Source organism: Paenibacillus sp. FSL H7-0357, from assembly GCF_000758525.1.
GTDB lineage: Bacteria > Bacillota > Bacilli > Paenibacillales > Paenibacillaceae > Paenibacillus_AQ.
In genome coordinates this window covers 3,400,643-3,425,073 of sequence record NZ_CP009241.1, presented here as the reverse complement: position 1 = coordinate 3,425,073, position 24,431 = coordinate 3,400,643, and the positions used below count along the sequence as shown (strand labels likewise).

General features: G+C 50.0%; 23 protein-coding genes and 1 pseudogene. 7 read left to right on the top strand and 17 right to left on the bottom strand.

Going from position 1 to position 24,431, the window contains the following annotated elements; all coding sequences use genetic code 11:
• Positions 1-29: 29 nt before the first annotated feature.
• The 4 genes from H70357_RS14795 to H70357_RS14780 form a co-directional block, all read right to left on the bottom strand.
• The gene (locus tag H70357_RS14795; RefSeq protein WP_038590753.1) at positions 30-1,754 is read right to left on the bottom strand and encodes a cache domain-containing sensor histidine kinase; all 1,725 of its coding nucleotides are present in this window, start codon (positions 1,752-1,754) and stop codon (positions 30-32) included.
• An 85-nt stretch (positions 1,755-1,839) separates the two neighbouring features.
• Complete coding sequence (locus H70357_RS14790) at positions 1,840-2,703, bottom strand: carbohydrate ABC transporter permease (protein ID WP_038590750.1); 864 nt, start codon at positions 2,701-2,703, stop codon at positions 1,840-1,842.
• Complete coding sequence (locus H70357_RS14785) at positions 2,700-3,653, bottom strand: carbohydrate ABC transporter permease (protein WP_038590747.1); 954 nt, start codon at positions 3,651-3,653, stop codon at positions 2,700-2,702. Before H70357_RS14785 ends, H70357_RS14790 begins: the two co-directional genes overlap by 4 nt.
• Positions 3,654-3,798: 145 nt before the next feature.
• On the bottom strand, positions 3,799-5,160 hold the full coding sequence (locus H70357_RS14780; RefSeq protein WP_038590744.1) for an ABC transporter substrate-binding protein: 1,362 nt from the start codon (positions 5,158-5,160) through the stop codon (positions 3,799-3,801).
• Positions 5,161-5,401: 241 nt separating this feature from the next.
• On the opposite strand from H70357_RS14780, the gene H70357_RS14775 reads away from it, so the two are divergent.
• Together H70357_RS14775 and H70357_RS14770 are read left to right on the top strand one after the other, a co-directional pair.
• Positions 5,402-5,614: a hypothetical protein gene (locus H70357_RS14775; RefSeq protein ID WP_038590741.1), complete on the top strand. Its 213-nt coding sequence runs from the start codon at positions 5,402-5,404 to the stop codon at positions 5,612-5,614.
• Positions 5,615-5,763: 149 nt separating this feature from the next.
• Positions 5,764-6,586: pseudogene (locus H70357_RS14770) on the top strand (manganese catalase family protein); the annotation flags it as partial.
• Between the two features lie 85 nt (positions 6,587-6,671).
• On the opposite strand, the gene H70357_RS36295 reads toward H70357_RS14770, so the two are convergent.
• Positions 6,672-6,833 (bottom strand): hypothetical protein, encoded by a 162-nt coding sequence (locus H70357_RS36295; RefSeq protein WP_179091770.1) that lies wholly within the window; start codon positions 6,831-6,833, stop codon positions 6,672-6,674.
• A 176-nt stretch (positions 6,834-7,009) separates the two neighbouring features.
• Entirely contained in the window at positions 7,010-8,005 is a 996-nt protein-coding gene (locus H70357_RS14765) for an aldo/keto reductase (RefSeq protein ID WP_197073689.1), read from the bottom strand.
• Between the two features lie 176 nt (positions 8,006-8,181).
• Here H70357_RS14765 and H70357_RS14760 point away from each other — a divergent pair, with 176 nt between their 5' ends.
• A complete protein-coding gene (locus H70357_RS14760; RefSeq protein WP_038590735.1) occupies positions 8,182-8,853 on the top strand; it encodes a tetratricopeptide repeat protein in 672 nt (223 codons plus the stop codon).
• A gap of 280 nt (positions 8,854-9,133) precedes the next feature.
• On the opposite strand, the gene H70357_RS14755 is transcribed toward H70357_RS14760, so the two are convergent.
• The 5 genes from H70357_RS14755 to rpiA form a co-directional block, all read right to left on the bottom strand.
• On the bottom strand, positions 9,134-12,292 hold the full coding sequence (locus H70357_RS14755; protein WP_038590732.1) for an MMPL family transporter: 3,159 nt from the start codon (positions 12,290-12,292) through the stop codon (positions 9,134-9,136).
• On the bottom strand, positions 12,289-12,741 hold the full coding sequence (locus H70357_RS14750) for a MarR family winged helix-turn-helix transcriptional regulator (protein WP_038590729.1): 453 nt from the start codon (positions 12,739-12,741) through the stop codon (positions 12,289-12,291). The genes H70357_RS14755 and H70357_RS14750 overlap by 4 nt, the downstream gene beginning before the upstream one ends.
• Before the next feature lie 226 nt (positions 12,742-12,967).
• The gene (locus tag H70357_RS14745) at positions 12,968-13,408 is read right to left on the bottom strand and encodes a GNAT family N-acetyltransferase (protein WP_038590727.1); all 441 of its coding nucleotides are present in this window, start codon (positions 13,406-13,408) and stop codon (positions 12,968-12,970) included.
• Positions 13,409-13,502: 94 nt separating this feature from the next.
• The gene (locus H70357_RS14740; RefSeq protein ID WP_052092034.1) at positions 13,503-14,006 is read right to left on the bottom strand and encodes a VanZ family protein; all 504 of its coding nucleotides are present in this window, start codon (positions 14,004-14,006) and stop codon (positions 13,503-13,505) included.
• Positions 13,990-14,670, bottom strand: a complete 681-nt coding sequence (gene rpiA / locus H70357_RS14735; RefSeq protein WP_197073716.1) for a ribose-5-phosphate isomerase RpiA — start codon at positions 14,668-14,670, stop codon at positions 13,990-13,992. Before rpiA ends, H70357_RS14740 begins: the two co-directional genes overlap by 17 nt.
• 84 nt (positions 14,671-14,754) lie before the next feature.
• Here rpiA and H70357_RS14730 point away from each other — a divergent pair, with 84 nt between their 5' ends.
• Positions 14,755-14,952, top strand: a complete 198-nt coding sequence (locus H70357_RS14730; RefSeq protein WP_038590720.1) for a hypothetical protein — start codon at positions 14,755-14,757, stop codon at positions 14,950-14,952.
• Positions 14,953-14,960: 8 nt separating this feature from the next.
• Here the strand turns inward: H70357_RS14730 and H70357_RS14725 are convergent, their stop codons facing one another.
• Genes H70357_RS14725 through H70357_RS14715 form a run of 3 tightly spaced genes read right to left on the bottom strand, consistent with a single transcriptional unit; the run spans position 14,961 to position 16,482 of the window.
• The gene (locus H70357_RS14725; RefSeq protein ID WP_038590718.1) at positions 14,961-15,437 is read right to left on the bottom strand and encodes a GNAT family N-acetyltransferase; all 477 of its coding nucleotides are present in this window, start codon (positions 15,435-15,437) and stop codon (positions 14,961-14,963) included.
• 39 nt (positions 15,438-15,476) lie between these two features.
• Positions 15,477-16,010: a macro domain-containing protein gene (locus H70357_RS14720; RefSeq protein ID WP_231578481.1), complete on the bottom strand. Its 534-nt coding sequence runs from the start codon at positions 16,008-16,010 to the stop codon at positions 15,477-15,479.
• A 4-nt stretch (positions 16,011-16,014) separates the two neighbouring features.
• Positions 16,015-16,482, bottom strand: coding sequence for a hypothetical protein (locus H70357_RS14715; protein ID WP_156130868.1), 468 nt, complete (start codon positions 16,480-16,482; stop codon positions 16,015-16,017).
• A gap of 273 nt (positions 16,483-16,755) precedes the next feature.
• Between H70357_RS14715 and fsa the strand changes: the two genes are divergently transcribed.
• From fsa to H70357_RS14700, 3 genes are all read left to right on the top strand, one after another.
• Positions 16,756-17,403 carry a fructose-6-phosphate aldolase gene (fsa, locus tag H70357_RS14710; protein ID WP_038590710.1) on the top strand — a complete coding sequence of 216 codons (648 nt, stop codon included), beginning with the start codon at positions 16,756-16,758 and terminating at the stop codon, positions 17,401-17,403.
• 158 nt (positions 17,404-17,561) lie between these two features.
• Positions 17,562-18,005: a MarR family winged helix-turn-helix transcriptional regulator gene (locus H70357_RS14705; protein WP_231578431.1), complete on the top strand. Its 444-nt coding sequence runs from the start codon at positions 17,562-17,564 to the stop codon at positions 18,003-18,005.
• 5 nt (positions 18,006-18,010) lie between these two features.
• Entirely contained in the window at positions 18,011-19,213 is a 1,203-nt protein-coding gene (locus H70357_RS14700) for an MFS transporter (RefSeq protein ID WP_038590704.1), read from the top strand.
• A gap of 37 nt (positions 19,214-19,250) precedes the next feature.
• Here the strand turns inward: H70357_RS14700 and H70357_RS14695 are convergent, their stop codons facing one another.
• The 3 genes from H70357_RS14695 to H70357_RS14685 form a co-directional block, all read right to left on the bottom strand.
• Positions 19,251-20,531 (bottom strand): bacillibactin exporter BcbE, encoded by a 1,281-nt coding sequence (locus H70357_RS14695; RefSeq protein ID WP_038590701.1) that lies wholly within the window; start codon positions 20,529-20,531, stop codon positions 19,251-19,253.
• A gap of 224 nt (positions 20,532-20,755) precedes the next feature.
• The gene (gene helD / locus H70357_RS14690; protein ID WP_038590698.1) at positions 20,756-23,107 is read right to left on the bottom strand and encodes an RNA polymerase recycling motor HelD; all 2,352 of its coding nucleotides are present in this window, start codon (positions 23,105-23,107) and stop codon (positions 20,756-20,758) included.
• 247 nt (positions 23,108-23,354) lie between these two features.
• Positions 23,355-24,386 (bottom strand): FUSC family protein, encoded by a 1,032-nt coding sequence (locus H70357_RS14685; protein WP_038590695.1) that lies wholly within the window; start codon positions 24,384-24,386, stop codon positions 23,355-23,357.
• Positions 24,387-24,431 lie beyond the last annotated feature (45 nt).

Below are 24,431 nucleotides of genomic sequence, written 5' to 3'. Positions count from 1 at the left end.
CCCCTCTTTCATCCCGTTTTCGCTTATTTTCATGGCTGGATTTTGGGAATACGGATACAGATTGTCGAACCGAATCCAGGGGACGAACAAACGAGGATACCATAAGGATTGCCGAAACGGATGTTCAGGCGCTCATGCACATTCTTCAGGCCTACGCCGCTGTCGCTGTACTTCTTCGGATTGCTGTGCTCTGTATTCCATAGGCTCATCAGTGTGGCCAGATCGAAGCCCGGACCGTTATCCTTGACGATGATAATAATATCTTTACCTGTCTCTTGTGCTCCGATGGTGATCACCCCATGCTCTTCCATCTGCTCAATGGCATGATATAGCGCGTTTTCCACTATCGGCTGAACAATCAGCTTCTGGGTCATCACATTTCTGAGGGTATCGGGCAAGTCAATAGCGTAAGAGAATTTGTCTTCAAAACGGAATTTCTGAATATCCAGATAGTGGCGGACATGCTCAAACTCCATTTGCAGCGGAATCAGCTCCTGATTCTGGCTGATGCTGATCCGCAGCAGCCTGCCGAGAGAAATGACCATTTTGCTGATATCCCTGTTCCCCGCCAGCACCGCCATAGAGTTGATGGATTCCAGTGAATTATAAATAAAATGCGGGTTAATCTGCGCCATCAATGCCTGCATTTCCGCTTCCTTTTTGCGGCCCTGCTCGGTTTGCACCTGCTCAATGAGTTCGCTGATCTGCGAGCTCATCCGGTTAAAGCCGTCAATCAAGAGATCGCTTTCATCATCAGAGCGCAAAGGTGTCGTAATCGGAGTAAAGATTCCTTGCTTGACCCGCTTCATACCGTTGACCGCGCTGTTAATGCTGCGCACAAGCCTTCGGATGAAATAGCGGTCAAACAAAAAGGCGGACAGCAGCGATACCGTGGATAGAATGATGGCAAGATTGCGAATAGAGTCTGATTCCGAGGAAATCAGATTCATGGGAGTGATGGCCACCAAATTCCAGTCCAAATTATGAGAAGGAAGGAAAGTAATCAGTGATTTCTCTCCTTGATAGTTGTCAATGTAATAATCCTGAGCCTGGGCGTAACCCTCCTGCAGAAAAGGAAAATGGGTTTGCTGCCCGATATGCTCACCGGATTTGTTAAAGACGATATTCCCCTGCTTGTTGACCAGCAGAATATCCCCTTTCTTCAGTGTTGCAGCTTCCCAGAAAATTTGGTCGAGCAAATCCGGCTTAACGTAAACGACCAGATAACCGATATCCTCCAGAGAATAAGAATCCTTGATAATTCTGGACTGCACCAGTACCGGATTGCCGGTAGCTTCCGAACCATTCTCTCCGGGTCCCGACCATACCGGCCGGCCCTCCGCTTCCTCCATCGCGCGGTACCAGTTCTGATGGCGCATCTCATTGAAGGGCATAGGGGCGTTGTACTGATAGATCAGGCGATCCTTGCCGTAAAGACTGAAAGAAGTGATCATCGGATGATTTATCAGCAGGTTGTTAATGTCCTGCTTAATGTCGTAGGTCAGTACAAAATCCGGCTGTTTGAGCGTTTCCTGAATTTTTGGCGAAATAATAGCCGAATTTGTAATGTATGAGATTTCGCTGAGTGCAAACTTAAGCTTGCGGTCTGTCTCCAGAAGTGAGATCCAGTAAAAATTGCTTGATTTCTTCTCCATGGCACTGGAAAAATTCGCATACGTAACAATCCCCATCACGATCACGGGAATGAACACGAGAAGAATAATAGCGAACAAGATTTTGCGGCGGAGCTTCATATGCCTTTCCCTTCCTCCTGCTGTCTCTGCCCATTATTATTCTTCACGGTACTCCCTATTTCCTTGTTTAACATTAAAAACCAGTTTAGCTTTTGATTGCGCCTGAGGTCAGACCGGCAATTACCCAACGGCTGAAGAACAGGAAGACGACGAGCAGCGGAAGTGTGGCCGTAAAGGTTGCTGACATAATCATCCCATAGTCAAGACCATCACGTGCACTGAACAGCTGCTGCAGCGCGATCTGAATGGTAAAATGCTCTTTATTCTTCAGGACGACGAGCGGCCAGAAGAAGTCATTCCATACCGTCATAAAATTAAGTATGCCAAGCGTAGCCATTGCCGGAGTAATGACAGGAATAGCAATCTTCCAGAAGATCCGGAAATGTCCGCCTCCATCAATCCGTCCTGCTTCAATCAGTTCGGTAGGTACCGCCGAGGAGATATACTGGCGCATCCAGAAGATCCCGAAGGCATTGACCATCGCAGGCACAATAAGCGCCTTGAAGCTGTCGATCCAGTGCAGTTTGGACATAATAACATAAGTCGGAATTACACCCAGCTGCTGGGGAACAATCAGCGTAGCGATGACGAACACAAATAGCATGTTCTTTAGCGGAAACTCATATTTGGCAAATGCATAGCCGGCCAGGGTGCAGAAGAACACAACCGAAATCGTGACCATGGACGAGACGAACAGCGAGTTACCGAGTGCCAGGAAGATATCCGACCGTTCCAGCACTCTGCTGAAGTTGTCGAAGAACTGGTCCCCGATGGTTAACAAAGGTGGCTTATGGAACACCGCACCCTTGTCATTGGTTCCTACAACAAACATCCAATAGAATGGAAAGACAGAGATTAATGCTCCGAGAATGAGCAGGAAATAAAACCCCAACTTGCCGAAGAAACCGAGGTCATCCGGTTTTTTTCTGAAAATTCGCAATGTGCTCACGCTTTTCTCCTCCTAGACTCTCCGCCTGTGCCTCTGGTAATCAGCATATTAAGGATGGAGAATAGAATAGTGACGAGGAACAGCATAACCGCCGTAGCCGCCGCCGTACCGAAGAATCCGTTGCGGAATGCTTCGCTGTATAAATAAGTAACCATTGTAATCCCTTCCTGGCGGGTTGATCCGGTACCGGATTGGCCCAAGAATACATATGGCTCTGTGAAGAGCTGCAGCGCACCAATCGTAGATTGGAGGGATACGAAAATAATGAATGGCTTGAGGAGCGGCAGTGTGATGGAAAACAGCTGCTGTCTTCTGTTCGCACCGTCAATCCGCGCGGACTCGTACAGATCCATCGGTATGCTCTGCAGGCCCGACAGGAAGATGATCGCGTTATAACCCGTCCAGCGCCACATAACCATGGTGGAGATGGCAATCTTTACGCCCCACCAGCCGGAGTTGAATGCCATACTGTCCAGTCCAAGCCCGTTCAGCATCCAGTTGATCATCCCGTTGTTGCCGAACAGGGTGCTGAATACAAGCGTAACAGCCACAATCGACGTAATGTTGGGCATGAAATACAGAATACGGAAGGTTTTCTTAAACCGCGTCATTCCTGAATGCAGCAGCACTGCGAGCAGCAGCGCCAGAAACACCTGCGGCAACGTGCCCATCAGGCCCATAATCAGCGTATTGGTGAAGGAAATCCAAAAGGTCGGGTCGCTTGTGACCAGATCGTAGTTCTTCATCCCGACGAATTTCATCGGATTGAGCGCGTCCCACTTAAAGAAAGATAAATAAAACGTAAAGAAGATCGGGTACAGTCCAAATATCGAGAACAGAATAAAGAACGGAGAAATAAATGTATAAGCAGTGAGGCGGCTCCGTCTTTGTTCAGTTAAAAAAGGGCGTTTGCTCTCGGCATGTGGACTCGTAATTACGGGTTCAGCCATGTCACACCTCCAGGGAATATAGCAAAAACTCCGATAGGAGTCTTGATCGATGATTAAGTCTTCCTATTTCACTAAAACCGGACTCACAGAGAGTGCGGCTCTCCATGAATCCGGCATTACAGGCATCATTTCCTAATTGAAATGCTTAGCTGCGTTCCTCCAGGGTTTTCGCTTGTTTAACTGCTTCATCCCACTCTTTGGCAGGGTCGGCTTTTTTCTCAATTACGTTCTTCAGCGCGTTCTTGAAGAAGGTATCGGTTTGGTCATGCAGCGGTCCGTAGTATACCGGTTTAACACGGTTAGCCGCCTTACCAAATTCAACTGCGATTTGTTGGCCGCCGAAGAAGTCATCTTTGAAATCTACGAATGCCGGATCTTCATACAGTGCAGGAATGGAAGGCATCAGACCCTTAGCTTTGAACGATTCGAGCTGATTATCCTTGTTGACGAGCCATTGAATGAAATCATAAGCTTCCTTCGGATGTTTGCCTTCCTTAGGAAGGGTGATGAACGAACCACCCCAGTTTCCGGCACCTTCGGGCAGCTGAGCAATTTTCCATTTACCGGCAGAATCAGGAGCGTTGGTCTTAATATAGCCGGCCATCCATGCAGGACCCATAACTACGGCGAACGATCCGTCGGTCATGCCTTGACCCCACTCAGGAGACCACAGCAGCATATTGCTGATCCAACCTTCCTGAATGCCTTTAACGGTGAAATCGTAAGCTTTTTTCACTTGCGGATTGGTATCTCCGATAAATTTGCCGTCAGCTTTGCTGAAGTAGATTTCATCAGGAGATTGGTCGCGGAGCGCGTTATACGTCAGATCTGTTAAGTCAGAGAAGTATTTACCGGTTTTGTCCTTGTAGGCTTTCGCCACAGTAGCGAGCTTATCCCATGAGTCAATAGCAGCACTGAACCCTTCCGGATCGCTTGGCAGTCCCGCTGCTTCAGCCAAATCCGTGCGGTAGTAGACAACCGTAGGACCGATATCCGTTGGAAGTCCGAGCTGGAAGCTGCCGTCAACAGAGGAGGCTTGCTTCCATTTCCAGTCGAGATAATTGGCTTGAATATCTTTTGCTCCCAGATCATTCAGGTTGTAGAATTTATCCTGAGCACCCAGGAAACGTTCCATGAAACCGATTTCAAGTTGGAAAATATCAGGCGCTCCCGAGTTCGCCGACAACGCAGTTGTCAGGTTGTTGTGATGGGCAGTCTGGTCACCGGTGTTCTGAATTTTGATTGTAACGTTCGGATGTTCCTTGGTATATTCTTTCGCCAGTTCTTCATAGTTAACACTGCCAAGTGTCCAGAATGATAGCTCAACCTTCTCAGCCGGTTCCGTTTTATCTCCTTCGGTTGCCGGCGCATCTGTACTTTTAACGTTGTTACCTGCATTATTTTTCGCAGTGTTGTTTTCAGCGTTGTTGTTACCTCCGCATGCTGCCAGTGAACCAACGAGCATGATTGAAGCAAGCGTCAACGCCAGATTCTTTGCTTTTTTCATTCCTCTGTACCCCTCTCAAAGGTTTCTCTTACAAGTCTTAGTGTACAGTAGGAGAAATCTTTTTTTGAGGAGGCAAACTTCCGATTTGAGGTGGAAATATTTACGATATGGTAAATTCCGGTTCTTATACACCCATTTCCACAGCCGCATCCCGTTTGGAACCATTGGATTTCTATCCTCTGCACAGGTATACTGGTTTTAATTCAAGCAATTATTCACCCATCAAAGGAGAGTACCTTTCATGCCTATCAACCGCCCTTTACTGACAGACAGTGATTTACAGGAAGCCGTTGACCGCAAGCTGCCTGTGCGCGTCTTTCAGGACGATCATCTGGTGAATTCCGGAGCGACGGTTGTCCGATTTACAGATTCGGATGTTGTCATCCAGTCGCGGGTCAGCGATTTAACCTACTATTCCCGGCGGAGCTGCGAATTTTTTGAGATCAGACCCTAGCTCAAATAGTTTGAGAATGGAGAGGACTGTATCTCGTAGACACCGCACCCGGCGACAGCTTTGGAGCAACCAACATTACGCACGGAAATTAACTATAGCACTGAGTATAGATTGACAGGCAGGGAGACACTATAGAGCGAGGAATGACTGTTCAGGAACTGCTTGGCGGGAAATACGGGGAAATGTCCACACTGAACAATTACCTGTTCCAGTCTTTCAATTTCCGAAGCAAAAAAAAGCTCAAGCCGTTCTATGATCTGCTCATGAGCATCACTGCAGAAGAGCTGGGCCATGTTGAACTGGTCTCGCATGCAGTTAATAAATGCCTCTGCGGCTCCACTTTATAAAGAACCGGATCAAACGCCGCTGGAGCCGTTCAAAAACGCACGCAACACCTATTTTGCCCTTAGCGGCGGCCAAGGCGCATTGCCTGTAGATTCCATGGGACGCCCATGGAGCGGAGAATATGTCTTTAACAGCGGCAATCTGATTCTGGACTTGCTGCATAACTTCTTTCTGGAATGCGGCGCCCGTACTCATAAGATGAAGGTTTATGAAATGACAGACCATCCGGCTGCCCGCGAGGTGGTCGGGTATTTGCTGGTACGCGGCGGAGTGCATGTGGTGGCCTACGCCAAAGCGCTGGAAATGGCTACAGGTGTAGATGTCAGCAAGCTCATTCCAATCCCTTCCCTCAGCAATAAAGCATTTAATGAAACGCGTAAATATGAGTCCAAAGGGATTCATACGAAGCTGTACACGAACAGCGAGGGAGATTTCACAGAGATCAAACAAATCTGGAAGGGGCCGCACCCTGAAGACGGCCAGCCATTAGAGGTCATTGAAGGCTCCCCTAAAGGATTTCCGATTGCCGAAGCTCCGGAAGTGCCGGAAGAATTCGCTCCGGGCTTTTCAGAGGAGGATTTCCTCGCCATTGCAGCACGCCTGCAGCAGGCGGCCAATATCCGCTAAATTCAAAAAAGCCGGACAAAGACCCCCTCAGAGGGATCTTTGTCCGGCTTCTATCATTGTCATCACTGTGTCATAAACTTCCTAATTATCTCTTCATCTCATTCGTTGATGTCTTCAGCTTCTCGTTCAGGATATCCTGAAAGCTGCGAGTCTTGTCATCGGAGTTGGAAGATTTGGCTTCGACCACGGGTTGAGGTCTAAAATACTGATGATTGAAAGCCATAAGATTATGTACTGTCATATTCATTAAGGTTCAACCTCCTTCCGTAATCTGCACCTAAATTTGCGTGGTTGCGCATTTTCTTATCTCTTATTTAACCCATCATTTCCATCCCTAAACATTTTTTTTGCACTTTCAGGAAAAAAAACAACCTCCGCGCCGATAATCCGGCCGGAGGCTATAATCTTTTTGGTATCGAATGTTTATTTCAAGGCTGCCCATGAAGCTTCATTCAGCTGCTCCAGCTCATCTCTAACAAGCTGGAAACTCATGGCCCCGATGTTCTCTTCTGCATGACGGACCTTGGAAGCGCCCGGAATGGCGACCACTGTATCCCCGTGAACATGTATAAGCCAGTTCAGGGCAATCTGGCCCGGTGTTACTCCATATTTCTCGGCCAAAACAGATAATAGATCAATCAGCGGCTTGCTGCGGGCCAGGCTCTTCTCATCCAGTCCGGATTGCATCCGCCGCATCCTCGAAACTGTACGGATCTGTGAAGGATCCTTATGGAAACGTCCGGTCAGAATCCCCTGCTGCAGCGGAGAGTATGCAATGATGGATATGCCCAGCTCCTTTGCCGCTTCCATTGTTCCATTCTCATCAATCTTCCGGTGCAGCAAATTATATTTCACCTGGTTCGATACCAGAGTCAGACCATACTGCTGCAATATCCTGTGCGCCTCCACCATCTGTTGGGCCGAATAGTTGCTGACCCCTGCATAACGGATTTTGCCATCCTTGACCAGACCGGCCATCGCTTTCATTTCACTGGCAATTGAGGACAGGGAAAACGGCTGGTGAATCTGGTACAGATCGATGCTTCGCCCGCCCAGACAGGTGAGCCGTTCATCAATTGTAGATGAAATAGATTTCGCTGTGCGGAGCATCGGCCACCATTTGGTAGCGATCAGCGGCTTGGCATGGAGACTGCCCTCCTGCTGCAATTGATCCAGCGCATGGGCAAGCGCCTCTTCTGATTTACCGCCGCCGTAGATCTCTGCGGTATCGACCCAGTTCATGCCGCCTTCCAGACTGACACGCACGATATCCAGGATATCTGCATCCTTAAGATTACTCCAGTACCTTCCTACGATTCCGCTTCCCCGGCTGAACTGCCAGCAGCCCAGTCCGAGCGGTGAAACGGATAACAATGATTGGCCTAAGGGGCGTAAAGTTACTGCTGTTGTCTCTGTCACCAAGTTTCATCCTTCTTTCAGAACCAAGATAATAAAAATCTCTCCAGAATCAAAACTACTGCAAAATAGAGCTCAGATCCGCTAGTAAATATGGTATAATTACCCTGCTCTGCAACGCCATACTACAAACAAACCGTGTTGCGGAATGGAAACACAATCATTAATGGAGGGAATTCATGTTAAAAATCTTCGGTTTTTTCATGCTGTTAAATCTGGTCGGCAATCCTTTTCTTGCCCTAATCATTCTGCTGGTCATTCTGTATTTCCTCGACCGCCGATATGTCGGCATCTTTCCAAGCATCACGAAGCCGTTCCGCCGGAGCCGGCAAATTTCCAAGCTGCGGACAACCATCTCGCTGAACCCCAATGATGTCTCCGCCAAGTTCGATCTGGCCCGGCTGCTGACTGAGCGCAAGCGTTTCAGCGAATCCAAAGAGCTGCTTGTGCAGATCGCTGACCGGTACGAGCAATCCGCCGAATATTGGGTGGAGCTTGGTTATGTGAATCTCAAGCTGGGCCAGCTTCCCGAGGGGGAAGCGCAGATGCTTCAAGGACTGGAAATCAACCGCAGAGCGCAATATGGCCAGCCTTATCTCCGTCTCGCCGAGACTTTCCGCAATATTGACCATGACAAAGCTCTTTCTTATGTAGAACAATTCCAGGAAATTCAGTCCTCTTCCAGTGAAGCCTACTATTTGGCCGGCTCAATGTACAAGGCACTGGGCAGAAATGAAGACGCCAAACGCGCTTTTGCCGAATCTACGGCCATTTACCGCTCATTGCCAAAGTACAAGAAGCGGCAGGAACGCGGCTGGGCGCTGCGCAGTTATTTCGCAAAGCTGCGCTGACTCAGCGGTACATAAATAACCGGGATGGCTCCATTATACGCCTATTCCTTCCTGCAATCATTAACACAAAACGCAAAAACCTCCGGCTTCTGCACTCCCTGTGCATGCCGGAGGTTTTTTATGCTATTTTACAGGAACGGTCATTTCAAGCCCAGGAATGTGGTGAAAGGTTATCTCTATGTATGAAATTTTTTTCGCCCAGTTTCTTCATAAACAGCAAAGAGCAAGCTCCACTGTCCCGGAAGCCTGCTCTTTGCTGTTATTCAAGTCATGACGAATCTTATAAATCTAATGTTTTCGGCTGTTCCTCCGCTGATGCCGAAGAAAACGGCCACCAGTTCGCCCGGCCAAACATCCGTACCATAACCGGAACGAAAAACGGCAGGAAGACCAGTGCATAAAGGGCAAGACCGGCCAGAACTACAGTAGCAATCTGCATCATCGACAATACGCCGGAAGGATACATCGAGGCAAAGGTTCCGCCCAGGATCACTACAGCCGACAGAATGACTGTCCCCATATTGCGCATGGCATGCAGGATCGCTTCACGCACATCCCAGGTCTTGTTCTCATTAAAGCGGGCCATCAGGAAGATGCTGTAATCCACCCCAAGCGCAATTAGCATAACGAAGCTGAAGAATGGAGTAGTCCAGGTAATTCCGGAATAATTCAGCAGATTCACAAAGATGGCTTCCGTAATTCCCAGCGCCGTAAAGTAAGTGATAACGAGTGAAACAATCAGATAAATCGGCATGATAATCGATCTTAGCAGTAATACCAGAATGATGAAAATACCGCCCAACATCAGGATAACGGTCCGCGAGTAATCCTCATTGGAAATCTTCTGCAGATCGCTATAGGTGCTGGTCACTCCGCTGATCGCGGTCTCCGCATTCTCCAGCTTCGTGCCCTTCACAGCCCGGTCCACGGCAGCCTGAATATCTCCAATGCTGTCAATCGCTTCGGAACTATAGGGATTCTCGGCGAAAACAACATCCAGCGTCATAACCTTGCCGTCACCTTCCAGATACGTATCAAAAATCTGCTGGATGCCCTCGGCTTCCAGCGCCTCAGACGGTACGAAGAATCCGCTCAGTTCATCATCTTTGGCCTCCTGAATTTGCCCCAGGTACGCTTGAGCAGAAGTCAGCCCGCCGGTGATTTGCTTCAGGCCATCCGCACTGTCGTTCAAACCGTCCGTAAGCTGGCCGATTTGTCCGGTAAGCTGGCCGAACCCGTCAGCAAGCTGCTGCTGGCCGCCTTGCAGCTGGTCGAGCCCGTTTGTGATCGAAGGGATGCGATCGACAATTTGCCCTTGCCCCGCCGCCGCTTGATTCAGGCCCGTCTGCAACTGGCCGATTCCGGCGGCAAGCTTGCCCAGACCTTGTGCCAGCGCCGTTTGACCGGCAACGGCCTTGGCATATCCGGTGTTGGCCTTGTTCAGACCGGCAGCTGCAGCTTTTAGCTGCCCTGAAATCTGTCCAAGTCCTGCGGCAAGCCGGGCTGTACCCGTGCCGGTTTGCGTTACCGTTCCTTTAATCGTCTGGTAATCAACATCCTGCAGAAGATCAGGATGGCTGGCTTCCAGGCCTTTGAAGGAAGCATCCAGCCCGGTAAGTGCAGCAGCCACGCCCTGGAGCTGGGTTTGCAGCCCTGCAACGCCTCCGTCCAATGCGGTCAGCCCCGTGCCGATTTGCTTGTAGCCTGCCAGTAGTGCAGCATTGGCGTCCGCAAGCTGCTCTGCGCTGGCCGCTGCCTGCGCCAGACCGGCTTTGATCTCACCGGCTCCCGCTGAGCCGCTTTTAATGCCGTTCTCTATACGTGATAGGCCTTCGCCCAGCGCGGCGATACCTTGTTTCAGCTCAGCTGTGCCCTCCGTCAGCTTCGCGCTGCCCGATACGGCTTCGTTCAACTTCGGCTCGTTATCACTTAACTGCTTGCTTGCTTCCGCAAGCCCCGTTTGAATCTTCGTGAGCCCTTCATTGCTCTGGTCCAGACCCTCTGACAGTGTAGCCACTTGAGTCGGGATCAGGAAGTCATTGATCTGTTCCCCCGTAGGACGCGACATACTGCGAACAGCTTTGACCCCGTCGACCTTTTCCAGCTCACGGCTGATTTTTTCAGCCAGACCCATATATTCAGCAGTATCCATACGGTCATCATTTTTGATGATAATTTTGCCGGGCATCGATTCTCCCGGCCCAAAGCTCTCAGAGATAATATTGAAGCCTTTAACCGATGCGTAGTTGGAGCCGATTTCGTCCATACTGTTAAAGGACAGCTTGCCGCCATAAGTGACCAGAAACGGCACCACTACCGCAGCTACAATCAGCAAAGCAGCCCACGGTCTTTTTAAGGAGAAGGAACCAGCGGCCCCCCAGATGCGGCTTTCGCTGTGCTCCAGCTTCCCGCGGGATGGCCAGAACATCTTTTTGCCCAATACTGCCATAAAGAATGGAACGACAGTCACAAGCGCCAGCATCATCACGGCAATCCCTACGGCCACTGCAACCGCAGAACGGTACAGCATGAATTTGGACAACCCAATGGCCAGGAACCCTACAAATACCGCAAGACCGGAGTAGAATACCGTTCCCCCCGCTTTGCGGTAGGTGGTGATAATCGCGCTTTTCGTATCCTCAGAGGTTGCCAGCTCTTCCTTAAAGCGGCTGATCAGCAGGATGCAGTAATCCGTCCCGATCCCGAACAATACGGCCACCATAAAGATCTGCGTAAATGTGGATAACGGAAAGTCAAACCGGTCCACCAGAAAGGCTACAACCGATTGCGATACAATATAGCTCAGTCCGACCGTAAGCAGCGGCACAAACGCCGCAACGAACGAACGGAATACAACGAACAGGATCAAGAGAATAAATACAACGGTAATATACTCCGATTTCTTCAGTCCTGCCTCTGAGCTGACAATGGTATCCTCCGTAATCAGTCCTTCGCTGGTCAGATAATGATCGGCAGTTACATCACTTAGCAGGGCTGTTACTTTAGCGGGGAGCTCCTTGACCCCTTCTTCTCCGCCTTTTACCGACAGTGCAACCATAATGGTTTTACCGTCCTTCGCAATCAGCGTATCCTTTAATTCGGATTGAGAAAAGGGGTCGGTAATGGAATCCAGCTTCAGCGATTCCTTGCTCGCCGCAAGCTGCTCAACGCCCTGCTTAATACTCTCCATATCTTCTGCGCTCAGTCCACCCGGCTTATTAAAAACAAGGGCAACCTGGTGCAGCGTCTCACCGCCCTTGGCGTCGGCCACCTCTCTCATAATCTCAGCCGCTCTCGAAGAGGTGTAGCCATCCGGAACAGCAATCTGCCCCTTCTCGCGCACCAGATCCGACATCGCCGGCGCCGTCAAAAATAACACGACCGCCACAGCCAGCCAGACTGTAATTACAGCCCATCTAGCTTTCAGTATGGTCTTCAATTGTTTCTCCCTCCTGTTTCATGCATTAAAAATGCAAGCTTCTCAAACATGGTAATAAATTTCTCAATGTCCTTTTCCTCAAAATCAAACAGATAAGGAGAAATCACTTCCTGAACCTGCTTCTCAGCGGTCTGATGCACACTCTTCCCATGCTCCGTGAGTGTCAGATACACCTGGCGGCGGTCATTCTCGTCCCGGGTCCGCTGAATCAGTCCTGCTTCGTCCAGCCGGTTAATAATTGCCGTTATCGAACTCTTGCCTACCGCAACCGCCTCGGCCAGAAATGTGGAAGTACAAAGCTCCTGACTGTTTATCAGCCGGAGAATAATAAATTGGTCATTGGTCAGCCCTTCCGGAATCCGCTCCTTGACACGGGCGCTAATCTGCCTAGTCACTACCATGTACGCATCCAAATAGCGGTTGATCCAGTGTTCCGCCTCTTCTTTCAAGATTCAAACCTCCCAACACTATTAATAGTTCACGTATGAAACTGTTTCACAGTAAAACTATATGGTCTGCCGCCCAAAAAGTCAATATGTTCCTTTCCGTATTCCAACAGCGGCTAATTTGCATTTTGCATAACAAAAACAGCCATTCCGCACGTTGACATGCGTAAATGGCTGTTTGACGTAAGGAGGTGAGAATTCTCTCTATTTTCCCCTTAGCTTATTCTCGTTATTCTTCGTCTTCAGACTCCTCGACCTCATATACACAGCGGAACATTTCGATTCCTGCGGCATTTTCACCCAGGCTGTACACCATAAACCCAAGGCTGCGGTAGAAGTCAGCAGCAATTTCGTCCTCAGTTTCTGCCAGCAGGTAACGGGGCTGACGCGCAGTTAGCAGCTCAAGAATCATTCCGCGCGCATACCCTTTGCCCCGGTTCTCTGGCAGTACGGCGATATGGCGGATGTCCAGTGAGCCGTCTTCCGTTTCTTCAAAGCCTACCAGCCCCAGCAGCAGGCCTTCCTCTTCCCAGCCGCACAGCTGCAATGCAGCCTGTGCGCTATATTCGGCTGAAGTGCGCTGCAATGCATCCGGTTCATCAATAACAGCATAAGCCAGCAGCTCGTTCACCTCGGGAGAACCCACGAGATGCTTCAGATCTATCAGCATTTTTAAACCTCCTAAAAGTTTTGTGAGCATAGCTTCCTGATAATACTTCGTACAAAACTCACTTCGAAAGCATACGCTTAAGTTTTGTGAAACTTTAGTTTAACGATTTACCCCATGCCAAATGAAGAAAAATATAACCTATCCACACACCCAGCAAGTTAAGCAGCAGATCGTCAATATCAAAGCTGCCGACACGCAGCAGCATTTGCATGGATTCCAGCAGCAATATCCATAAAGCCATATGTAAGGTTAGCCCAAACATGGAATTAAGCCGCTTCTTCAGCAGCGGCAGCAGGAGGCCAAAGGGAATGAACACGGCGACGTTTCCCAGCAGATTCACCAGCCGGCCGGAGAAAGGCACCCCATTGTCCAAATCAAAATAGAGTTTTATGGTCCGCAGCGGCTCCAGATTATATTGCAGCGGTCCGTCCGGATGAACGACACGGCCAAAACCGATAAACATCCAGTACACAACGGCTGTACTGTACAGAATTAGCAGCATCCACGCCCATATCCGGCGCGGCTTCGGCTGAATTTTTCCCCGGACGGAACGGTTTCCGGGCTTCTGCGTCTTACGCGGACTAGAGATTGCTTTCACCTTCCACTATTTCGATGCTGCCGTCGTTCTTGCCGATAATGGCCAGATCGGCAATTCCAATGAACAAGCCGTGTTCAACAACGCCCGGAATGCCCTGCAGAGACATCGCAAGTTCACGAGCAGAAGCAATCGCTTCAAACCGGCAGTCTGCAATGTAATTGCCGTTGTCTGTTTTGTACAATTCATCGCCGCTCCGCCGCAGCTCCGGCTTGCAGCCCAGCTTGGCTAGTTCAGCGACTGTCCATTCCCAAGCGAAGGGAACAATCTCAACAGGCAACGGAAACTTGCCCAGCGTTTCTACTGCTTTGCTCTCATCCGCCACCACAATCATGCGTGTGCTGCCCATGGCCACGATCTTTTCGCGCAGCAATGCACCGCCGCCGCCTTTGATCAGTTGAAGCCGGCCATCGAGTTCATCCGCTCCGTCAATCGTCAAATCCAGGTGGTCAACATCACCAAATGCAACCAGTGGAATGCCCAGCTCGCGGGCCTGCTCCTCCGAAGCACGTGAGGTAGCTACTGCGGTAATCTTAAGTCCTTGCTGCACTCGTTCCCCCAGCTTGCGGATGGCCCAATATGCGGTGGAACCTGTGCCGAGGCCAACCTTCATTCCGTCTTCCACATACTCCACGGCTTTTTCCGCAGCCAGCTGCTTTACATTGATACTCATTTTAATACCTCCATATTATCCGTTATAATAATGAAATAGATTTACAATATAAAATTATCATCACCAGGAGGATTCCGGATGAGAACCGAAAATCAGATTCAATCCAAAATCAATGAATTAACACTCCAACGCAGGTCTCTGGAGACACGTTTGACACCACTGGCCGAGGACAGCCCGCAGCGTGAAGCTCTAAACGCCCAGCTTACCCGGCTGGAGGATATGATGCTCATGCTGGAATGGGTGCTGAATGCCCCTGCAGGCAAATATCACGCTTGATCATCAGATTAGAAGAGTTCCTTACCGTAACATAAACTATCCGGATCGCCAATATAAGGTCCAAACAAATCAATCGGCCGATAGCCATGCTTCACGTAAAGTGCAATGGCTTCCGGCTGTTTGATGCCCGTCTCCAGCCGGATTTCCCGGCAGCCGGCACTAATGGCCTTCGCCTCAAGCTCCAGCAGCATCTTGTTGGCTATTCCTTGCTTGCGGCTGCCCGGGTCCACATAGAAACGCTTGAGCTCCATCACCGTACTGTCCGGGTCAAGCGGGCGCAGCGCTCCGCAGCCGACCGGTTTCTCTCCTTGATAAGCTACCACGAAAGTCATCTCTTTTACCTTCGGATCGGTGAAATCCACCACGTAGATGGTCTCATGCGGATAGCGGGATTTCAGATCCTCATCCAGACGGTCAATTAACGAAAGCAAATCCGCGTTCCCGGGATCAACTACAACAAAATTAACATCAGTTATGGACGTCATTACCGTTTCTCCTCCACTTCAACCAGAGCGCAAGTCCAGCTATATATAATTTTTAAGCGTTTCCTCATATAATTCAGCGTTATCCTTCTCAAAGCAAATAAATGAGATCTCTTTCAGCGGCAGCAACCGGGAATCCTGGGCCGCCACATACTCAATGACCGTATGAAGCGCAATTTCACAGGCCAACGCTTTAGGGAAATTATAAACCCCGGTGCTGATGTTTGGAAAGGCTATGCTCCGCGCACCTTTTAAGCAGGCCAAGTCCAGGCTGCTGGCATAACATTGGGCCAAAGTATCGGCTTCCCCGGCGCCTCCGCCTTTCCAAATCGGCCCTACTGTATGTACAATGCCCAGCAAAGGCAGCCTGCCTGCACTCGTTAATGCCGCCTCACCAGGCAGACAGCCTCCCTGTTTCTGGCGGATTACCGCACATTCCTCAGCTATTCGTGGTCCGGCAGCCCGGTGGATCGCTCCATCAACACCACCGCCTCCATAGAGGCCGGAATTGGATGCATTCACAATCATATCGCCCTGCCAGGACGTAATGTCACCTTCACGGACAGATATCGCCACATCATTAATGATGATTTGCATGTTCGGCCTCCTCTCTCGCCGTAGCCTCCAAGTTTCGAATCAGCTCTTTCTCTCCCCTGCGGTCCGCCTTCTCTGGAAAGGAAGCAAACACGACCCTTGCTCCTTCAATAGAAGCTTTGCGGATGTTGCTTCTCATCCAATTCTCCGCGTCGGTCAGAACCATCTCTCCCGTGCCGGCCGGTACACGGCATAAAGCGGAAGTCGTTCCCTTTTCTCCCTTAGCGAGCTGTTCTCCCGGTCCGGAAAGCACAGTGAACTGAAATAACGGTACCGCCTCCGGCCGTTCTTCATGTTCTGCGAACGCTTGATTAACTACGGAGTACATCAGTGAACCGGTAGGAGCGGCAGATTCAATCGCCTCCCGCTCGGAGATCATGCGGCTGCTCTGGTAGGCAAGCAGTCCTGCAGCAAACAACAGAAACAACACGACGCCCCCAACTACAGTAATCATTTCTGTCACCCGCCATTCTTCAGAAAATCAACAATACCGTTTCTATATTATCATGGAGAGAACATGCCCGGGAATGGTCAAAATGGGCTGAGTCTCTTTTTCACAGGAAATCTTCATGATTAAGAACGCTACTCCTTACTGAAAGCGATGTATATTCTATAAAGTTATTTTGAAATATTCATATTAACAGTTGAAACTTTCTGTGGCATGATCCATAATGAAGTTGTGCATACTGTTTGTCAATCCATAAGAAATCAAGGGAGGAAATTTACAATGAAGTTTTTCTTGGATACCGGAAATATTGAAGAAATTAAACGTATTACCCGCCTCGGTTTAGTGGATGGCGTGACGACGAATCCGTCACTGATCGCCAAAGAAGGCAGATTGTTCAAAGATGTAATCAAAGAAATCGTGGCTATTGTGCCTGGTCCTGTCAGCGCGGAAGTCATTGGCCTTACAGCAGAAGAAATGCTTAAGGAAGCCTATGAAATTGCTGAGTGGGCACCCAATGTCGTAATTAAGCTGCCTATGACTGAAGATGGCCTGGAAGCCTGCTACGAATTGACCAAAAAAGGCATCAAGACTAACGTTACCCTAGTATTCTCCGCGGCTCAAGGCCTCATGGCTGCCAAAGCCGGCGCTACCTATATCAGCCCGTTTGTCGGTCGTCTCGACGATATCGGCGTTGACGGCATGAAGTTGATCAAGGATCTGAAGACCATCCTGACCAACTACGGCCTGACTTCGGAAATTATCGCAGCCAGTATCCGTAACATCGCACATGTAGAGCAAGCGGCAATCGCCGGTGCGCACATTGCAACCATCCCGGGCTCTTTGCTGCCTTCCCTTTGGAAACACCCGCTTACAGATAACGGTATCGAACGCTTCCTGAAAGATTGGGAGAAAGTTCCGCAAGTATAATACAACTGCTGCTGTTAACATAAAGCACCTCGTGGAAATCTTATTGGATCATAATGGGTCCGATACATTTCTATGGGGTGTTTTTTGCGTCGGGTTGACTAATTTACTTGTCTTAACTATAGTTGTTATAACAAGTAATTTCAGAAAGGATGATTCTTTTGCCTATTTCCTCTCCGCAGCAACTCCTCGGATTCCTGCTCGGCTCCACCCACCGGAGGATATCCAATGCGTTTGCCCGGGCCTTGAAGCCTTACGATATTACCCCCGAACAATGGTCTGTCCTGTTAATGATTGTTGACCGGGAAGGCATTAACCAGAAGGAAGTTGCCGCAGCGGCAGCCAAAGATCAACCCACAACTGCGCGGATCGTGGAGCTGCTTCAGAAGAAAGGATTTATTACAAAATCAACAAGTCCCAGCGACCGGCGGGCCTTTCTGCTGTATCCCACCCTTGAGGGGCGGACGCTAATCGAAAGCACGATCGCTCTTGAGGAGCAGACGATCCATGCAGCGGTTGCCGGACTTTCACCGGAAAAGCTTGAAGAGCTTCGCGTCATGCTGGAGCTGATCTATCACAACACTGGAAATTCACACCAAGAATAGGAGCAATGGTATTGAACACAACATCTGATCGTCTCTGGACAAAATCGTTTATTCTGCTGACAATTTGCAACCTGCTGCTGTTTACAGGACTGCAAATGACACTATCCACTCTCCCGGCCTATGCCGAAGAATCCTTGAACGCCTCTTCCGTGCAGGTTAGCCTGGTCACCAGCTTATTTGCGCTTAGCGCCATCGCTTCACGGCTGTTCTCGGCCAAGGCCATGGAGAAAGGCGGCCGCAACCTGCTGATCTTCCTCGGGCTGGCCGTATCCCTTGTAGCCGTCACCGGTTATTACTGGGCCGGAAGCATAACCGTACTGCTGCTTATGCGCATGCTCTTCGGGATCGGCTTCGGGATGGCCAGTACCGCCTTTCCGACAATGGCTTCGGACGTGATCCCGATTCGCCGGATGGGTGAAGGCATGGGTTATTTCGGCTTGTCGACAAGCCTGGCGATGTCTGCCGGTCCATTGATCGGTCTAAGCCTGCTGCAGGGTCCCGGTTTCGGCTCCTTGCTGCTTGTTACCGCAGCTGCTCTGGCGCTAATCTTCCCGCTTGGCTACCGCCTGACAACAGTGCTTCCGGGTCAGCACAAGGAACCCGCTGCGGTTCCGGCAGCGGATTTCAAAGGCGGGGCATTTCGCAGGCTGTTTATCCCATGCCTGCTGAACTTACTGCTGTCCGTGTCATACGGCGGACTGCTGGGCTTTCTCGCTCTTTACGGCAAAGAAGCCCATTTGGAACATATCGCCTATTTCTTTCTGTTTAATGCTGTTGCCATTGTTATCATTCGTCCATTGTCAGGCAAAATTTATGACCGTTTCGGCCCAGCTGCCCTGCTAATTCCCGGCAGCCTGTTCATCATCGGCGGATTGCTGCTGCTCTCCTTCGCCTCATCGACAGCCGCCCTGTTCCCGGCTGCTTTATGCTACGGGATCGGGTTCGGATCCATGCAGCCTGCCCTGCAAACCTGGATGATTCAGTCCGTTGACACGCGCCAGCGGGGAATGGCCAACGGCATGTTCTTCAACTCACTGGATCTTGGTGTAGCAATCGGCACTATGCTCCTCGGATCTGTTGCGTTGTATAACTCCTATGCGGTCATGTACCGCTATTCTGCAATGGCTCCCGCACTTTTGCTTCTGGTCTATATTGCGTATCTCGCCATCAGACGGAGAAGCAATCGGACCGCCGTCACCTCTGCTTAATTTCTAGCCGGCCGTCAGCGAATTAACAGAAGTATAACTACCGGGCGCGCTGCGGCCAGATCTGTGGTATCCGTTCGGACAATCTTTTTGAACCCGATTGGCCCTTTTCTCCTTTTTCTCCTTTACTGGGCGTCACGGCGAACAATGTCAACAGTCCGCCGACTGCCCCCACTCCGGCCATCGTACCAAACAGCACCCAGTGCCCCCGTGTCATCAGCAGCGACACCACCGGCGGTCCCAGCGACACGCCGATGAATCGCATGCTGCTGTAAAGGGAGGTGATGGTGCCCCGCTTTTCCTGCTCAATCCCTTCAGTAATCAGCGCATCGAGACATGGCAATGCTGCGCCAATTCCAATCCCGCCCAGGCTAAGGAACCCAATGATCATATAAATACTTTTACTGAATCCGGCAATAACCATCGCCGCTGTCAACAAAACCATCCCGCTGAAGCCCAGCCATTTCATCATTGACTTGTTCTGCCCGATGATCTTGCCGCTGCCGAAGGAGGACAAACACAACAGCGCCAGCGGAATCGCTAATACAAAACCTTTCATGGCACCATGAAGGTTATATTTCGCCTCCAACGTCTCCGATAAATAAAAGAGAACACCAAAGGTTACGAACATGCAAATGCCGCCGATGGCAAAGATGGCATACAGCCAGCGCCCGTGCTGGCGTAAACTATCCGCGATGCCCGATAAAAACTGCCGGACGGACGTCTTCTCAGTCTCTTCCTGCTCTTCTGGCTTGCGGACCAGAAATAAGACAAGCAGAAACGAGATCACACACAGTACCGGAATGGCAATAAAGGGCGCATACCAGAGCAGCAGCCCTAAATAAGCCCCGAGAATCGGGCTAAGCACCTTGCCGAAAGTATTTGAGGTTTCGATAAGTCCCAGACTTTTGCTGACCACCTTTTCATCCTTAAACAAATCGCCAACAAAGGGAAGCACGATCGGAAAGGCTCCGGCTGCGCCAATGCCCTGCAGCACACGCCCGCCGAGAATGATCCAGTAAGCGGTCAGCCCCTCTGTGAACCAGGCAGCAGCAACACAAACCGCTCCTCCGGCCGCAGCAATGAGCAGACTCGGTAAAATAACCTTTTTCCGCCCATAACGGTCGGACAGATAACCCGCCACCGGAATCATTAGAATGGCCATCAGGCCGTATAGTGTGATCAGCATACTAACCTGAAATGAGCTGATCTTCAGCTCCCGGGAGATTTGCGGCAGAATCGGCAGCAGCATGGAGTTGCCTAGCGTCATAATAAGCGGAATGGAAGCCAGAGCTGCCAGATCCCATTTTCTGTCCTTCATGGATTGACCACCTTTGTTATCGTTCACAGTCTCCTTTATTGTGGTTTATTAGCAGACCCGGTATGCATCCCAGCAAGTGGAAACGGATACCGTCCTCAAAAGGACGGTATCCGTTTCAGCGAGAAATAGAAGGATAATTTATAGCGTGAAGCATATAAATTCTATACTTTAAAAAAGCCGTTCCCGCATCAGGTGCGAAAACGGCCAATATGATGTTATTCAGCTCACAGCGAACCGGCGGTTACAGACTCGCGCACGGCGGCCGGAAGAAAATGGTTGGGCGCTCCCAGGCTATAGATATGCAGCAAATGCATCGCCCGGGTACAAGCGGTATAAAACAGCTTCCGTTCGCTCTCCCTGCCATATCTCTCCGCTGAGCCGTCATAGATAATCACTGCATCAAATTCCACGCCCTTGGCTAAGTATGCGGGCAGCACCAGAGTCCCTTTTTGAAAATTAGGCGTCTCCTTTGTCACAAGTCTTACCGGCAGCCTGTTTTGCAGCTCGGCATGTACACGTGCGCTTTCCTCCGCCGTTTTGCAGATAACTGCCACATAGTGATAGCCCTCCGCATGGAGATTAAGAATATCCTGCTCAACCGAGGCAAGCAGCTGCGGCTCACTTTCGACAACGGTAAGCTGTGGCGCTTCCCCGCTGCGGTTGAAAGGAACGATCCGCTCGCCCCCTGGAATCATCGCCCGTGTGAACTCAACAATTTCATAAGTCGAACGATAGCTGCGGGTTAGAGAAATCACCTCGGTATTCTCCTCGCCGTAAATACTCACCAGTCCTGCCAGGTCGCCAAGCACCTCGCCCTGGGCATAAATCGCCTGATTCAGGTCCCCAAGCACCGTCATCTTGGCCCGCGGAAACAGGCGGCGCATAAATTCCAGCTGGAATGGAGAATAATCCTGCACTTCATCCACAATAACATGACGAATTAGCGTATTGGTCCGGAAGCCCTGGCTCAGCTCCTTTAAATATAGAAACGGCGTTGCATCCTCATACGCCAGCTCGTTAGCCCCTATAGATTGCAGCGTTTGTCTGCAAATCTCATCCCAAACCTCCGGCAAAGTATTGCTGTTGTTAAGGGTTTCCATTAGCTCCCGGTCAGTAAACAACCGGCTGTACAGCCCTTTAACATCGACAAACCGCCCCCGTTTGGTCCATCCGCGCAGCGGCTTCAGCCGCTGGCTGACGATATACCGGGCGAGCAGGCTTTTTTCGGTATCGAAATCATCAAAGCTCTCGTTATGGCCGCCACCCTTGCGCCGCATCATCTGGTAAGCACGTTGATATTCACTGGAATCCAGCAGCTCAATCTGGTCTTCGACCCATTGGGCACTCCGCTCCTCCATGCTGAACGCAGCAATCTTCTTGAGCAGCCAGCCTGTCATCAGATCAATCCGGTTCGCCAGCTTGATATTGGGATCATAGCTGTAGAACTGCTGCTCCATCTCATCTTTTCCAACGATCGCCCGGCCCTGGAACATCAGCGGCTTGAATTGCATGCTTTCATGCTCCAGCAGATTCACATAACGGCGGATGGCATCCAGAAAAGCTACTGATGATTTATACCCGATTCCTTCTCTGCGCACTGAGGCTTCCGGTCCGTCAGGTGTATTCAGCAAACTTTCCGTCTGGCTGAAGACATCCTCCAGTTGAAATTCGTAGCCCAGCCGGTGCTCCAGATACATCTGGAACGTTGTCTGCTGCATATTTTCTTCACCAAGCTCCGGAAGAACCGTGGAGACATAACTGTTGAACAGCGGATTGGGTGAGAACAGCAGCATTTGATCGGCTTGCAGCACCTCACGGTATTTATAGAGCAGATAGGCGACCCGTTGCAGGGCTGCTGAGGTTTTACCGCTTCCGGCAGCACCCTGGACAACCAGCATCCGGCTTTTGTCGTTGCGGATTACTGCATTCTGTTCCTTCTGAATCGTCGCCACAATGCTCTTCATCCGGTCGTCCGCGCTGTGGCTTAGCACCTGTTGAAGCAATTCATCCCCGATGGTTACTCCGGTATCAAACATCACTTCGATGACCCCGTCATCAATTACGAACTGCCGTTTCAGTTCCATCGTACCGCTCACGAGTCCTCCAGGTGTATCATAAGCCGCCGGACCTGGCGCTCCGTCATAATACAGACTTGAGATTGGGGCCCGCCAGTCATAAATCAGGAAGGTGCCGTTATCCTCCATCAGGGAACCAATTCCGAGATAGATCTTCTCTACCTCTCCGTCCGGAGTCTCAGAGAAATCAATCCGTCCAAAATAGGGAGACACCACAAGCTTTTTATATTTTTTAAGCGCTTTGCTTGACTGCAGATGATGGCGCTCGCGTTCATTTAATATTTGTGCCTGCTGCCGCAGACTGGTTGAAGTCTCGCCCAGATCATCCGGGCTGCTGAAGTTAACCGTGACCTCTTCCCAGAAATCTTTGCGCATATCCACAACATCGCTGCGGTGCAGACCCAGCTCTTCAGACAACTGCCGGATATGGCCCTTAAGCAGCTTCGTTATACCCGTTACCCGCTCCTGCTCCTCTTTCCACTCGCTATCATGTTTCTCCACTGCATTTCATCCCCTTTGGAAGGTTGACATTTATTTTTACCCATGGTATAGTTATTTTGTATAATTATGCATATTTTACAATATTCATTCAATATCCTCTTATTTTAGCAATTCCACCCGACTTTATCAAGTCTTTGAGTCCATTATTATAATACTTTATGATGTCATAGCCTATTATGTATATGATCCGGTCCTTTGGGACCGGATTTTTTGTTTATATAGCGTAAGTATGTCAGATTGAAGCCTGCTATTCTTTTTCATCGGCAGATGCACGGTTGATCTGATCCGCCACTTTATCGAGGCGCTCCAATTGGTACCCGTAATCATAGATAGCTGCTGCAACAACAGATAACCGCAACTGCCCTGATTTCTCAGCGTCATAGCCCTCAATTGCCTGCTGCAGAAATCTGTCATTGTCCTCTCCAAGCGGCTCCGAGTCACTTGAACCCGGCTTCAGCTTGTCCTCGAATTTGAGCAGGATGTATTCATGGTATTTAATCAGCTGCTCCAGATGCCTGTCGAACAGCTCATCGGTCCGCTCCGTCCGTTCTGCCTGGAAATAGTGGCGGTCTACGGCCTCCAGTACCTCATACCCCTTCTGCAGCGAGGACAACAGATTTTTGTACATCACCATTTGCCGGGTTTGACTGTATTTGGCTCTTCGCAGCTGCTTCTGCTCTTCTTCAAACAATCCATACTTATCTGCCAGCGCTTTAATTGAACCCTCCAGCGCATGTTTCTCGTCGCGGAAGACACTCTCTTTCATCTCATGCGATACTGCAGTCCGCAGCAGCAGCGACAAGCTGGTGAACACGCTCTCGATCTGCTGGATGTACTGCTTACGCGGTTTTGGCGGAAAGACCGTAATATTGATTAAAAATGCCGATACAATTCCTGTGAGCGTAAGCAGAAAGCGGGTCAATGCAAATTCCCACTGCCCCGAAGCTTCCATTACAGAAATTACTGTAACGAGTGTCAGTCCGATCGTATCGGCACGGTTCATTTTCATGCTGATCATAATTACGAGGATACATACCAGCCCAACCGCGATGGGCTCATTGGACAACACCATTCCCCCCAGCAGCGCGATGACTGCCCCCATTGTGCTGGTTTGTATCTGGTCCAGGAAGTAGCGCCATGACCGGTATATGGAGGGCTGCATGGCAAAGATTGCTGCAATCGCCGCACCTACTGGAGAAGTAAATTGCAACAGTGCAGAAAGATAAAGTGCGAGTGTGACAGCCATTCCTGTTTTGAGTATGCGGGCGCCGAAGGCCAAAATCATCCCTCCTTACTATTTTATTATCATCTTTTATGTATATCC

Bases quoted from the DNA above. Each gene is read 5' to 3' on its own strand.
- H70357_RS14795 (WP_038590753.1), bottom strand. From the start codon at position 1,754: ATGAAGCTCCGCCGCAAAATCTTGTTCGCTATTATTCTTCTCGTGTTC.
- H70357_RS14785 (WP_038590747.1), bottom strand. From the start codon at position 3,653: ATGGCTGAACCCGTAATTACGAGTCCACATGCCGAGAGCAAACGCCCT.
- H70357_RS14780 (WP_038590744.1), bottom strand. From the start codon at position 5,160: ATGAAAAAAGCAAAGAATCTGGCGTTGACGCTTGCTTCAATCATGCTC.
- H70357_RS14775 (WP_038590741.1), top strand. From the start codon at position 5,402: ATGCCTATCAACCGCCCTTTACTGACAGACAGTGATTTACAGGAAGCC.
- H70357_RS36295 (WP_179091770.1), bottom strand. From the start codon at position 6,833: ATGAATATGACAGTACATAATCTTATGGCTTTCAATCATCAGTATTTT.
- H70357_RS14760 (WP_038590735.1), top strand. From the start codon at position 8,182: ATGTTAAAAATCTTCGGTTTTTTCATGCTGTTAAATCTGGTCGGCAAT.
- H70357_RS14745 (WP_038590727.1), bottom strand. From the start codon at position 13,408: ATGCTGATAGATCTGAAGCATCTCGTGGGTTCTCCCGAGGTGAACGAG.
- H70357_RS14730 (WP_038590720.1), top strand. From the start codon at position 14,755: ATGAGAACCGAAAATCAGATTCAATCCAAAATCAATGAATTAACACTC.
- H70357_RS14725 (WP_038590718.1), bottom strand. From the start codon at position 15,437: ATGACGTCCATAACTGATGTTAATTTTGTTGTAGTTGATCCCGGGAAC.
- H70357_RS14715 (WP_156130868.1), bottom strand. From the start codon at position 16,482: ATGATTACTGTAGTTGGGGGCGTCGTGTTGTTTCTGTTGTTTGCTGCA.
- fsa (WP_038590710.1), top strand. From the start codon at position 16,756: ATGAAGTTTTTCTTGGATACCGGAAATATTGAAGAAATTAAACGTATT.
- H70357_RS14700 (WP_038590704.1), top strand. From the start codon at position 18,011: ATGGTATTGAACACAACATCTGATCGTCTCTGGACAAAATCGTTTATT.
- H70357_RS14695 (WP_038590701.1), bottom strand. From the start codon at position 20,531: ATGAAGGACAGAAAATGGGATCTGGCAGCTCTGGCTTCCATTCCGCTT.